Genomic DNA, 13864 nt, shown 5'->3' on the forward strand with positions numbered 1-13864 from the left:
GGGGGAGCGGCGGGCGCAAGCGTTCCGATGCACCATGACATTTTGCCGCGGCGGTGCGGTGGCGTCCGTCCAGCAGCGTCCTGCATGGCTGCGGGCGCTGACAGGCGGGTGCGATGCGCCTGCACAGCTTGCTCGGGGAAACGGCGCCGCGAGATCATCGCGGCGCCGTTGCGCCATCATGGCTGCGGATCAGAACGCCTGCTTGAGGTTGATCAACACGCCCTGATCGACCCCCGCCCCGCTGTTGTCGCGCCGCGAATATTCGACATCGACCGCGGTCCGATCGCCGATCATCATTTCGACCCCCAGCCCCATCAGGAACCGGCTGCGGGCATAGCCGGTCAGCGGCACAGCGTTGAACGGTCCCGAGAGCTGGTCGAAATAGGCGACCAACGCCTCGCTGTCGCGTTCGATGTCGCGCTGATATTCCAGCCGCAGCCGCGGCAGGAAGAAGCCGTTTTCGACCGCGATGCGATAATCGAACTTGGCCCCGGCCCCGATCGACGTGAAGGCCACGTCCTGATGGCGATAGGAGAGGTCGAACACCGAACCGCTGTTTTCGGTATAGCCGTTCAGCGTGCCGCGCTGCGCATCGATCCGCGCATAGGGCGTAAAGCGCCAGTTGCCGCTTTCGATGTCGGCGCCCGCCGAAACCGAGCCGAACCATTGGCGGCCGCTGCGCGACGAGTTGACCATCGCACCCGACAGCGTGACATAGCGGCGGAGGTCGAAATCGAGCCACTGATAACCGGCGAGCCAGTCGAGATAGAGCCCGCCGCCGAGCAGGTGGCTGCCGTAGATCGCCAGCGTTTTCGCCTCGCCTTCGCTCTGCGACCCGTTGCGGCCGACATCGGTTGTCTCACGCCCGAGGCCGATGCCGATACCGGCGGCAAAGGACGGGTTGAAGCGATAGTCGGTACCGAAGGTCACGCCTTCCGATTCAAAGCGTTCAGAGGGGCGCCCGGTCTTTTCGTCACGGTCGCCCCAGCGGATCGTGCCGCCCGCCCAGATCGTGAGCGGCGATGGGGCGCTGCCCCCCGACCCATTGGCGTTGGCCGCCGCGTCGCTGCCGTCGCCAGTCGGCGCCGCGCCGATCGCCCCGCCGCCGAGCAGCCCGCCGCCCATCGTGCCGCCGGTCACCGGACCGCCGTGCGGGTTGGTGCCAAAGCCGCCCGGTTGACGAGTGCCCCCGCCCATGGCGTTGCCGCCACTATTGGCGCAGATCGGATTGGTCCATGCGGTGACCGTGTCGATGCAATGATCCGATGCGCTGATCCGCAGCGAGTTGCTGAACCCGCCGCTGCCACCGCCGCGGCGCATTCCTTCGAGCCGCCGACTGAAATTGCCGATCTGGATATCGACGAAACGGCGGGCCGAATTGACCTGTGCCTGGACCAGCCCGCGCACTTCGGGATCGTTCGCCGGGTTGGGCCGCGCCACAATACGCAAAGTGTAAGTGATCGTCGCGGTCGATGGCGTGCCGCCGGTGCTGTCGGTGACGGTGATCGCAAAGGTCGCGTCGCCCGATCCGGTCGGCGTCCCGGCGATAACACCCGTGGTCGCATTGATCGCAAGGCCCGCAGGCAGCGCGCCCGAGCTGACCGCGAAGCTGTACGGCGCGATACCGCCCGCTGCGGTGATCCGCTGGCTATAGGCGACCCCCTGCGTGCCGCCCGGCAGCGTGACCGGCGTGACGGTGATCGCGGAATTGGCGACGTTCAGCGTCAGGCTGGCAGCGCCCGTCTGGCCATTGGCGTCGGTGACGTTGACCGTGAAGGCAAAGGCGCCTGCCGCCGTCGGCGTTCCCGACACGATGCCGCCTGGCGACAGCGCCAGCCCTGCGGGCAGCGCGCCGCCGTTCAACACGAAGCGATATGGCCCGACCCCGCCCGCGGCGGTCAGCGTCGCGCTGTACGCGGCGCCGGCGGTTGCGACCGGGAGGGTGGTCGGAGTCACCGCGACCAGCGGCGCCGCGACGGTCAGGCTGTAATTGCCCTGCACGGTGAACGGCGCACCTGCCCCGGTCGATCCGGTATCGGTCGCGGTCACGGCGAAGCTGAAGCTCCCCGACGCCGTCGGCGACCCGGAAAGCAGTCCGGTCGACGAATTGAGGGTAACGCCCGCCGGCAGATTGCCGGTCAGGCTGTAGCTATAGGGACCGACCCCGCCGGTCGCGGTGAGCGCCTGGCTGTACGCCGCCGCATAGGTGGCGGTGAAGCTGCCCATTGCGGGGGTCAGCGCGAGCGTCGGCGCGCTGACAGCCAGGGTGAAGGTCTGGCTGGTGCTGAACGGCCCGCTGCCGGTCGAGGCATCAGTGCCCGACACCGCGAGCGCGAAGCTGCCCGCCGCCGTCGGCGTACCCGCGATGGTCACGCTGTTCGCGCTGCTGCCGCTGATCGCCAGCCCGCTCGGCAGGTTCGTGACCTGATAACCCGAGAAGGGCTGTGCACCGCCGCTGAAGGTGAAGGTCTGGCTGTAGGCCGTCCCCACCGTCGCGGTCAGCGGCCCGTCCGCGGTGATCGCGATCGCCGGATTGGCGACGGCGATCGTCACCGTTGCCGGTGCCGACGTCCCGCCCGCGTTGGTCGCGGTGTAGGTGAAGCTGTCGCCGCCCGCATAACCAGCGTTCGGGGTGTAGGTGATGCTGGCGCCGCTGGCGACCGCGGTCCCGTTTGCGGGCGAGGTCACGATCGCAACGCTCGCTGCCGCGCCGCCGGTCAGGTTGAGCACGATCGGGTTGGCGGTGCTGCCATAAGCGACCGTTGCCGATACGGGGTTGGCGATCGGCGCCGGTTGTTCGACCAGCAGCGTGTAATTCTGCGTCGCCGCATAAGGCCCGCTGCCCGTGCTGCTGTCGGTGGCGGTCACCGCGAAATTGAAGGTGCCAAAGGCGGTCGGCGTACCCGACAGCGTCCCGCCTGCCGACAGGGTCACCCCGCCGGGCAACGCGCCGCCCGTCACGACATAGCTGTACGGCGCGGTGCCGCCGCTCGCGGGATTGAGCGGCGCGTTATAGGCAAAGCCGACCTGCCCGCCCGCGAGCGTCGTCGGGGGCAGCGACACCAGCGCCGCGCCGATGGCCAAGGTATAGGCGCGGCTGCCCGTCTGGGCATTGGCGTCGGTTGCGGTCAGCGTGAAATTGAAGCTGCCACCCGCCGTCGGGGTACCCGCGATGACGCCGCCAGCCGACAAGCTCAGTCCGGGCGGCAGCGCGCCCGCGCTTACCGCATAACCATAGGCCGCAACCCCACCCGACGCGCTCGCTGTCTGGCTGTAGCTGGCACCGACGGTGCCGTTCGGCAGGCTTTCCGGCGAAATCATGATCGTCGGCGCGGGCACGTTGATGATGTAATTCTGCGCGATGGTGAACGGCGATCCGGTGCCTGTCGATCCGGTATCGGTCGCGGTGACGGTTACCGGATAGCTGCCCGGCGCGGTCGCGGTTCCGCTGAGGCTGTTGCCCGCGAAGGTCAGCCCGGCGGGCAATGCGCCGGTGAGCGCATAAGTGAACGGCCCGACCCCGCCGCTGGCGGTAAAGGCCTGCGAGAAGAGGGTGTTATAGGCGGCGGTCAGCGTCCCTGCCCCGGGGGTCATGCTCAGCGTCGGTGCTGCGACGACAAGCGTGAAGACCTGGCTCGTGCTGAACGGCCCCGTCCCGGTCGAGGCATCGGTCGCCGATACGGTGATCGGGAAGCTGCCCGCGCTGGTCGGCGTTCCGATGATCGCAACCGTATTCGCACCGCTGCTCCCGACCTGCACCCCGGCTGGCAGGCCGGTGACCTGATAATTGGTGAAGGGCTGGGTTCCGCCATTGAAGGTAAAGGTTTCCCCGTAAGGCACCCCGACCGTCGCCGTCAGCGGTCCGCCCGCGGTGATCGTGATCGCCGGGTTGGCGACGCTGATCGTCACGGTGGCCGGTGCCGAATTGGCGCCATTGTTGCTGGCAAGATAAGTGAAGCTGTCGGTCCCGGCAAAGCCGGTGTCGGGAATATAGCTGATCGTCATCCGGTCGACGATTGCGCGCCCAGCCGTCGGCGGCGTGACCACCGCGACCGAGTTTGCGGTGCCGGTGATGCTGAGCGGGATCGGGGTGAGCCCCGCGCCATAAGCCACATTGGCCGTGACCGCTCCAACGACGGGCGGCGTGTTGACGATGTTGATCGAATAGCTTTGCTGGACGACCTGCGGCCCCACGCCGCCATCACTGTCGGTCGCCGTGACGACAAAGCTGAACAGATTGGCGGTCGTCGGGGTCCCGGTGATCGCACCCGAAGCCGACATCGTCAGGCCGTAAGGCAGTTCGCCCGAGGTCACGACATAGCTGTACGGGGCAACGCCGCCGGTGGCGGACGCGATCTGCGCCGAATAGGCGACATCGGTTGCACCGTCCGGGAGCGTGGTAGGCGGCAGGACCAGCGGCACTTGGGCAACCGTGATCGAATAGGCGCGCGCACCGGCATAGGGTCCGGGCGCCGCAGTGGCGTCGGTGGCGGTGATCGTGAAGCCCCAGCTGCCGCTGAGCGTCGGCGTGCCCGACAGCGTTCCGCCGGGCGCCAGCGTCAAGCCGGGGGGCAGCGATCCCGAGGTCACCGCAAAGCTATAGGGCGCGATCGATCCGTCGGCGGTAATCGTCTGGCTATATGCCACGCCAAAGGTCGCGTTCGGCAGCGTCACCGGATCGAGCACGATCGTCGGCGCCGCGATCGCCACGGTATAGGCGCGGCTGGCCGTAAAGGGTCCGGGCGCGCCGCTGCTGTCAGTTGCGGTGATGGTGAAGCTGAAATTGCCCGCGGCCACCGGCGTGCCCGAAAGGGTGCCGTTGGGATTGAAGGTCAGCCCGGTGGGAATGGCGCCCGCGGTCACGGCATAGCTGTAGGGCGAGACGCCGCCACTGGTGGTCAGGATCGCACTGTACAGGATGCCGACGGTCCCGCTGGGCAGGTTGACCGGCTGGATGTCGAGCGGCACATCGTCGTTGGTGATCGTGCCCGTGCCGGGGTTGGCGCCGATCGTCGCGTTGGTCACGCCGGACATGGTGACGGTGAAACTTTCGTCGCCTTCCGGGGCGGTGTCGCTGTTGACGGTCACCGGAAACGTCTTGCTGGTTTCGCCGGGCGCGAAAGAGAATCCTCCGCTCGCCGCAACATAGTCGCTGCCTGCGGTGGCGGTGCCGTTGGCGGTCGCCACATTGACGGTCACGCCAAGGCCGCTCGGCGCGTCGAGCGCCATGACGAAGTTTAGCGTCCGCGTGCCGATATTACCCTCGACGATCGACGGGCTGCTGATCGACAGCGTGGGCTGCGCATCGTCATTGGTGATCGTGCCGGTGCCTTGCGACCCGTTGACGAATGCGCCGGTCACATTGGCGATGCGGACGAAGAAGGTCTCGTTCGCCTCGTTCAGCATATCGCCGTTGACGACGACGGTGAACGTCGCCGACGTCGCCCCGGCGGGGATCACGACGCCGGTCTGGCTGTTCGCGACATAGTCCTGACCCGCGGTGGCGGTACCGTTGAAGGTCGCGATATCGAAAGTCACGCCGCCGGTCGCGGCGGGCGCCGACAGGTCGACCGTAAAGGCCATATTCGTCGTGCCGCTGTTGCCTTCATTTGCCGTGACGCTGCTGACAGCGACGCTGGGGAAATCATCGTTCAGTATCGTCCCGGTGGCGCTGTTCGGCGCGCCGATCGTGTAACCGGCGCCCGCCGCCAGGGTGAGGATCACCGTCTCGTGGGGTTCGATGGTGCCGTTGTTGTTGGGATTGACGATGATCGTCTGACTGGTTGCACCCGCGGCGATGACGACAGAAGTTCCTATCGGTCCATAGTCGGCGCCGTTAATCGCGTCCCCGCCGATCGTGTAATTGATCGTCAGCGGCGATACGGCCGCGGAGCTCAGCGCAATCGTGTACACCAGGTTCGGCCCGTCATTTTCCACGACGCTTGCCGGCGAAACTGTAATCGAAGCGGTCGGTAAATCGTCGTTCAGGATGGTTCCGGTCGCCGATGCCGGGACGCCGACCACATAGCCAGCCCCCGCCGCGACGGTCAGTGTGACCGTTTCATCGGCTTCCACCGTGCCATCGACCGTCGGGTCGATGGTGACGGTCGCGGTCGTGGCATTGGCCGGAATCGTGACGGACGCCACGCCGCCGTTATAGTCGGTCCCACTGGTTGCCATCCCTGACGTCGCGAGGTTCACAATCAGTGGACTGGCGCTCCCGGCGCTGCGCGTGACGGTATAGACCAGGTTGGTCGCACCATCTTCGGATACCGATGCTGGCGCTACCGCGATTGAGACGCTAGGCGGCGCAATCACATTGATGGTCAGTGTTTCCAGCTCGAAATATGGAGCCAGACCGGTGCTCCCGTCGGTCACTCGCAACTGGATCGTCGCCGTACCGGTGCTCGACGGCGTTCCAGTGATCAATCCACCCGACGACAGGCTGAGGCCGAACGGCATGGGCGTACCCGGCGGTTCGGTCGCATAGATATGCGGCGACACGCCGCCATTGGTCGCGAGCTGCGCCGATGCCGCCTGCCCCGACACCAGCGTGACCGTCGACGTTGCCAGCGACAGGCTGGGGTTCTGCACCGATCCGGTGTAGCCCTTGTCAACGAATTGCGCTGTCGGCGACGTGCTGTCCGTGGCGCGCACGCTGAACGAATAGGCGCCGCGCTGCGTTGGCGTCCCCGACAATATTCCACCCGTCGTGAGCGACAGGCCAGGCGGCAGGACGCCCGATTGCAGCGTGTAGCTATAGGGAGCAAGTCCGCCGCTCGCGGACAAAGTCTGCGAAAAAGCGGCGCCGGCCGTCAAAGTCGGCAGGGAACCCGGGGTAACGGTGATCGGCGAGGCCGATGCATTGATCGTGATCGTAAACCGAATATCACCGGTACCGCCCAACGAGCCGTCGGCAAGTTCAAAGACGTCGGTCGAGCCAATGCCGGTGGTGCCGTTGTGACTATAATCCAGAAACCATTCACCGCCCGTACGCCTTGTCGTTGCGGTGCCATGATCCTCCAGGTCTGCGGGGCCGAAAGACCCGCCGTCGATATCGCCGAGCCCCCCGTTTCCAGGGAATTCGCAATCGGAGATGTTGATCGTCACGGTGCCGCCGCTCGTTACGGTGGCGCTCTGCGGCGGACATTCCGCCGACGTATGCTGCGCGCTCGCCGACTGTGGCAACAGCGCGCCCAGCACGACCAGCACCGCAATCGCCATCCATCGCGCCATCGCCACGCGCAAAACCGCCAGTTTCATAATATTCCGTCCCCACGGGGTCCATCAAATGACCAAGACCGCCCGCGGCGGACCCTAGGAGCGGGGACGCCGCATCACTAGGAAGGGAAATGTGCTAGTTCATATAAGTTGAGGGATTTAACCGCATAGATTCAGACCGCTTTTGCCAGCCAGAATATAGGGCGTCGAAACGCCCTGCGCGCCCCAACCGGGCGAAAAATCCCGGGTTACTGAAACAAGGAAGCCAACGCGGTGCGCGGCCGTTGACGCACCGCCGCGATCGAGCAGCGACCACGCCGACGAAGGCATTGAACAACGCCCGCAAAAGGAAAATCGATTTTCGGGCTTTTGCGGAATCCCCGCAAAGGAAAAATGGTGCCAGAAGAGGACTCTTTTTCTGCCCTTAAGAAATTGATCAAACAGAGAAAATCAGATTTGGTTTTCAATATGACCCAAGTCGTGGCCCACGAAAAAATTCCCTGTGGCGGTTCGAGTTCCAGATGCGGCGAGAATGACCCAAATCCATCCCGTCCGGAACGGTCGCCAACATCAATCTGACGAGAGCCCGCGACCGATTCTGGCCGGTTGCGGTCAGGCAGCTTTTAGCGCTTCCGACAAAGAAGCGGACATTTGACGTCCGCGCACAGCCTGCCACTCATAGCAACGCTCACGCGCGCATTCGTTCGACCTCGGCAATGTTTTGCATCTCGTCGATGAACTCATGGACGGCGCGTGCATTGATCGGTCTGCTGAGCAGATAGCCTTGAATCTGACGACACCCTTCCTGCCGGAGGATCTCCGCCTGCGCCTCATCCTCGACGCCTTCGGCCAATGTTTCCATCCCAAGGGCATCGGCCAGAGTGGTGATCGCGCGAATGACGGCATTCGCATTGCCGCCCGCCGTTAGGTCGCGAACGAAGCTCTGGTCGATTTTCAGCTTGTCGAACGGGAACGACCGCAGATAGCTGAGCGAGGAATAGCCGGTCCCGAAATCGTCGAGCGCAATCCGGACGCCGAGCTTGCGCAGGCCGTGGAGCGCATCGAGCGTGCGTTCCACGTTGGAAATGAAAATACTCTCTGTGATTTCGAGTTCGAGGCGGGTCGCGGGAAGTCCCGAAGTTGCGAGCGCCGATAAGACGACCGTCGCCAGATTTGGACTGAGGAACTGCTTGGGCGAGATATTGACCGCCACCGCGAGATCGCCCGGCCAGGAAGCTGCCTGCCGGCAAGCTTCGCGAACGACCCACTCACCGATCTGAACGATGAGACCCGTTTCTTCCGCAAGCGGAATGAATTCGGCGGGACTGATCATCCCGCGCTCGGGGTGCGGCCAGCGAATGAGCGCCTCGAACGCCTTGAGCCGCTCCTCCTGGAGGCTGTAGAGTGGCTGGAAGTGGAGTTCGAAACCGCCGTCGCGGATAGCTAGACGGAGGTCGAGCTCCATCTGTCGCCGATAACGCGCCTGCTCGTCGAGGGAGCGTTCGAAGAATTGATATGTCGACTTGCCGTCACGCTTGGCGCGGTAAAGCGCAAGGTCGGCATTCTTCATCAAGGTGATCCCATCGACCCCATCAGCAGGCGCAACCGCGATACCGAGGCTCGCCGAGGCATCCGCCTGCTGACCGTCGATCACGATCGAGCGATCAAAGCAATCCTGGAGCCGATCGGCCAGAGCCGCGAGATTCTCGGTCGCTGGCAGGTCACTGAGCAGAATCGCGAACTCGTCGCCTCCCAGTCGCGCGACAATGGCATCGCCAAGCACATCCTGAAGATGCGCGGCCACGTTGCGAAGCAGCGTATCCCCGGCGGGGTGTCCGAGCGTATCGTTGACGACCTTGAAATCGTCAAGATCGACGTAGACGACCATCAATTGCATATCGTCGCGGCGGCGCAGCAAGGCATGATCCAGCTGTTCGACAAACAATTTGCGATTGGGCAGATTGGTTAGGCCGCGTTGACAAAAGACTTCAGCCATAGCCGCGTGGCGGCGAGGTTTAGGAAGCTCTCGAACGAGAGAAGGGTTTTGTCATATCGAGTGGCGATGCGTCGTTGCTGTTTGAGCTTTCCGAACATGCGCTCGACGCGGTTGCGGTCCTTGTAACGGCGATAGTCGGGATGCTCTGGCACCTTGCGGTTCGAGCGGGGCGGGATGATCGGCAGGATGCCCCGGGTCAGCAGGCTTTCCCGGAAGCGATCACCATCATAGCCCTTGTCCGCGAGCAGCGCCTTGGGTGTGGCGACGGGGATCGCCATCAGCGGTTCGGCAGCGGTGTAATCAGAAGCCTCGCCGCCGGTCAGGATGAAGCCGACAGGCAGTCCTTGATTGTCGCAGCGGGCGTGGATTTTGCTCGTAAAGCCGCCGCGTGATCGACCAAGAGCGTTCGCACAAGCCCCCCTTTTCCGCCCGCTGCCGAAACATGGCCGCGAACGCTGGTGCTGTCGATCATATGTTGCCAGTCGTCGGTCAGACCCAGATCGACCAGCGTTTGCAGCAGGGCATCCCAGACACCCTGTTCGGCCCAGCGCCGGAAGCGGACATAGACCGAGTTCCACTTGCCGTAGCGCTCGTGCATGTCGCGCCAAGGGCAGCCGACCCGCAGCACGTGAAGCATGCCGTTGAGAAAGCGACGATTATCGCCCGACGGCCGCGCCCAGCGACCACGTTCAGGCGGCAGCAGCGGCCCAATCAGGTCCCACTCCGCATCCGACAAATCCCCGCGACCCATGACTGATCCTCAAAAAGCAGTCTTGAATCAGAAGGAGGAGGATTTGGGAATCCCTTTTGTCAACACGGCCTAATCAAGTTGGCGCGCGGTTGAAGCGCATTGAATCAGACGGGTTGGTTTCACCATTGGCTCGATCGTTACTCATCATTGACTGCCACTGCCAATTCGGTTGTTCGGTATTCTGTTAGGTCGTCAGTTGATAGGGCCCATAGGCTTCCTTCCGGGTCAGCACGACCCAGGCGATCCGGGCCAACTTGTTGGCAAGCGCCACGGAGACGACCCTGAACGGCTTTTTCTCCGAGAGTTTCCTGATCCAGTCGGCCATGGGCGTTGGCTTATCCTTGATGTGGCGCATGACGGCGGTGGCGCCGACGACGAGCAGTCGGCGCAGATATCGGTCTCCCTGCTTCGAGATGCCACCCAACCTGGTCTTGCCGCCGGTGGAGTGCTGCTGCGGAGTTAGGCCGAGCCAGGCGGCGAATTGCCTTCCCGACCGGAACTGATCGGGATCGGTTAATCTCTTCCGGGCGATGCTTCTTGCTCGGCATTCTATATCTCCTTCGTCGTCCAAAATATCATCAATTTTGGACCACTCAGAAGGGGGCAGATCAGACACGCGCAGATGGGCGGCAGCAGTTCGGGTAAATCGAAACTCGAAATCGGGATCGCCGGGTGATCCGTATCTGATCGGCGGCATACTCGACCTTGTCGATCACCAATCCTGTTGGCGCAATGGCTTCGCGAAAACCTCTCCCATGCATGGCGATCTCCTCCTTCGGGGAAAAACTCGCCACTATCAACGCACTTGCACCAAAAGTGAGTCAGAGCCCCATTCTGGCGCTAATCCACATCCTAACGCGAAGGGCTCGGGCGCTTTAGCGTACGAAAGCCTCTGATGGGGGAACCCGCGTGGGCTCTGGGATTGAGCTATGGGATTTGTTTTGGCCTGGTCGGAAGGGCACCGTACATAGTTGCAAGACGACCCGGGCGACAGCGCGAGGCGCGAACTCGACCGTTATGATCGACGCTCAAAGCCTCCATTTGTCGTCCTTTGGCGGATGTGCGGCAACTCTCTGAGGCGATCGGCGCAAGGCGGCCCGTTGGCCAGCGCCGGGCGCGCGCGGTCGTTCTTGGGAATGGGGGCAATTGCCGCACTGGCCGAACTCGAACGCGTGGTCTCGACCTTATTGGCCTCGTCAACAGGACTGGGCCGCAATAGCTAGCAAGTTGCCAGCTCGAATTCGACGCTCATAAAATGATTACTCGGTCGGCGATTTTTCTGCCGGCGAGCTTGAAAAGCTGCGACTGCGATCGCGAGCGAATTTGCAACCAAAAATCGGCTTCCGATATCGTCCAGCCCTTGCCAAATTTTGTGATGGTTTCTATGATGGTTTCAGCGGTATCTCGTTGTTGATTGCATCGGATTTCCGCCGCTTTGATGCCCAGTTCAGTTCCTCTTCTGGGCACCATTTGTTCTTTCGAGGACATCGGAGAACGTCCAGAAAACGGCTGATTTCAGCCGTTTTTTTTGCTATGGCCGTCCGGTCAAATCCGGGCGGATGCGGCACCAATCGGGAACAAATCGGGCACCCAGATAGGTATCGCTTTTGCCTCTTCGAGAAGGCGATACCCCTATGAGCAAGCTCTTTGCCACGACCATCGCGAACGCGAAAGCCCGCGAGCGACCCTACAAGATGTTCGATGGCGGCGGGTTGCACCTTTTCGTCAAGCCGAACGGCTCGAAGCTCTGGCGCCTGAACTACAGCTGGCTCGGCAAGCAAAAGACCCAGTCGCTTGGACAGTGGCCGGCCCTCGGCCTCGCGGATGCAAGAGCGAAGCGCGATGAGGCACGGCGCTTGCTGGCGCTCGGGATCGACCCGTCGCATCAGCGAAAGGCCGACCTCGCGAAGGCGCGTGTCGAGGAGGATAACAGCTTCAAATCGGTTGCCCTGGAATGGATCGCCAAGAACGAGCGCGAAGGCATGGCCGAAATTACACTCAGCAAGATCCGCTGGCTGCTCGACAAGGCCTATCCGAAAATCGGGACGCGGCCGATCGCGAAGATCACGGCCCATGAAGTACTCCTCGTGCTGCGTTCGGTGGAAGCGACCGGGCGCTACGAGAGCGCAAGGCGGATGCGTAGCGTCTTGGGGCGGGTGTTCCGTTACGCCGTTGCCACGACACGCGCCGAGCGCGATCCCACAGGCGATCTGCGCGGTGCGCTCACGGTCCCAAAGCCGAAGCGCCTCGCCGCAATCACGACAGCCACGCGTGCCGGCGAGCTTATGCGCGCGATCGACGGCTATACCGGCCATGGCGTTACCTTGTTCGCGCTCAAGCTTTCGGCACACCTGTTCGTGCGTCCGGGAGAACTGCGTCATGCCGAATGGAGCGAGTTCGACTTCGACCGGTCGGTCTGGAATATTCCGGCGGAACAGATGAAGATGCGCCGAGCGCACAAGGTGCCGCTCTCAACGCAGGCTGTGAACATGTTTGAGGAGCTTTGGGATCTTACCGGCACCGGCCGCTATTGCTTCCCGTCCTTTCGTACCGACCGCCGGCCAATGTCCGAGAACACCGTAAATGCCGCCCTCCGGGCGCTCGGCTTCGGTCAAGAGGAAATGACCGCGCACGGCTTTCGCGCGATGGCGGCCACGCTGCTTAACGAAAGCGGGCGATTCAATCCCGACGCGATCGAGCGACAGCTTGCGCATATGGAGAATGACGGTGTGCGGCGCGCCTATACAGCTCCGCCATGGGGACGGGGCAATGAGCCGCCGACGTTCCAGTTCAAGGTCCGACCAGAGTCATCACCTCCGACGAACGTTCACGTCCTTATTGGCAGAAATGGCGTGGGCAAAACCCACGCGGTCAATCAGATGACGAATGCTTTGGTCCGACCCGACGAAGGTAAGTTCGGAGACTTTGTTTGGGAAGAAACCGATGATTTCGGCGAGGCGTTGGCGTTTCCGAATATCATCTCGGTGACATTCAGCGCCTTCGACCCATTCGAGCCGTTACCGAACAAGGAGAATAAGCTTACCTCCGTACGCTATCAGTATATCGGCCTGAAGCACATCGGTAAGGACGAGGACGGAAACCCAAAGCCGCCGAAATCGCCGGACGATCTTGCTGCGGATTTTGGCCAGTCCGTTCAGCTTATCTTGACGCAGAATGCCAAGTGCGAGCGATGGCGTCGGGCGCTGATGCTTCTCGAATCCGACCGGATATTCAAGCGGGCGGAGGTCTGGCGCTTGATCGATGAATATCGCGACCTAATGGAAACGCTGGAGCGTCGCGAGGCGCTAAAAGCGCTGCGTAAGAGCGCGCGCGAACTCTATTCCAAGCTCAGTTCTGGTCACAAGATCGTGCTGCTTACGATTACGCGCGTAGTCGAGACGCTTGAGGAGCGATCCTTGGTTCTGCTCGACGAGCCGGAGGCGCATCTGCATCCGCCACTACTCTCCGCGCTAATTCGTTCGCTTTCCGATCTGCTCATCAACCGAAATGGCGTAGCCATTATCGCTACTCACTCGCCGGTCATCCTCCAAGAGGTCCCAAAATCCTGTGTATGGCGAATTCGCCGTATCGGGCGGCAAGCCAAGATCGAACGCCCAACGACGGAGACATTCGGTGAAAACGTCGGAACTCTTACCCATGCAATTTTCGGTCTGGAGGTTACGGACTCGGGCATCCGCAGCTGCTTGGCTTAATCCGTCAGCACCTTAGTGAAAGTTTGGCCGGGTATGGCAGGCCCGTTGACGTCGACGACTTGATCGCTGCTCCCGGCTTGGGAAAAGCCGCCGGTCCTCTCGGATCGCTCGCGCTTGCTTCCACATGCGTGAAGTAGCGCGTTAATTCGCGACCAGGTCGGCGTCGATCAATTGTGTCCGCTT

At 62.8% G+C, this 13864-nt stretch carries 4 protein-coding genes and 2 pseudogenes; 1 reads left to right on the top strand and 5 read right to left on the bottom strand.

Translation table 11 applies throughout. The features are described from left to right. Window positions 1–189: 189 nt before the first annotated feature. The 5 genes and pseudogenes from SPYCW_RS11525 to SPYCW_RS18825 all read right to left on the bottom strand — a co-directional run bounded on the left by SPYCW_RS11525 (window position 190) and on the right by SPYCW_RS18825 (window position 11456). Window positions 190–7263, bottom strand: a complete 7074-nt coding sequence (locus tag SPYCW_RS11525) for a putative Ig domain-containing protein (RefSeq protein WP_120216947.1) — start codon at window positions 7261–7263, stop codon at window positions 190–192. 646 nt (window positions 7264–7909) lie between these two features. Further along, on the bottom strand, window positions 7910–9139 hold the full coding sequence (locus tag SPYCW_RS11530) for a putative bifunctional diguanylate cyclase/phosphodiesterase (RefSeq protein ID WP_232014682.1): 1230 nt from the start codon (window positions 9137–9139) through the stop codon (window positions 7910–7912). A gap of 47 nt (window positions 9140–9186) precedes the next feature. Next, window positions 9187–9968: pseudogene (locus tag SPYCW_RS11535) on the bottom strand (IS5 family transposase). A 184-nt stretch (window positions 9969–10152) separates the two neighbouring features. Then, window positions 10153–10485, bottom strand: a pseudogene (locus SPYCW_RS11540) (transposase); the annotation flags it as partial. Between the two features lie 731 nt (window positions 10486–11216). Next, complete coding sequence (locus SPYCW_RS18825) at window positions 11217–11456, bottom strand: hypothetical protein (protein ID WP_145985978.1); 240 nt, start codon at window positions 11454–11456, stop codon at window positions 11217–11219. Between the two features lie 146 nt (window positions 11457–11602). Between SPYCW_RS18825 and SPYCW_RS19165 the strand changes: the two genes are divergently transcribed. Then, window positions 11603–13681: a phage integrase central domain-containing protein gene (locus SPYCW_RS19165; RefSeq protein WP_197715639.1), complete on the top strand. Its 2079-nt coding sequence runs from the start codon at window positions 11603–11605 to the stop codon at window positions 13679–13681. Window positions 13682–13864 lie beyond the last annotated feature (183 nt).

Origin of the sequence: Sphingopyxis sp. EG6 (assembly GCF_003609815.1) — a bacterium.
In the GTDB taxonomy this organism is placed as follows: domain Bacteria; phylum Pseudomonadota; class Alphaproteobacteria; order Sphingomonadales; family Sphingomonadaceae; genus Sphingopyxis.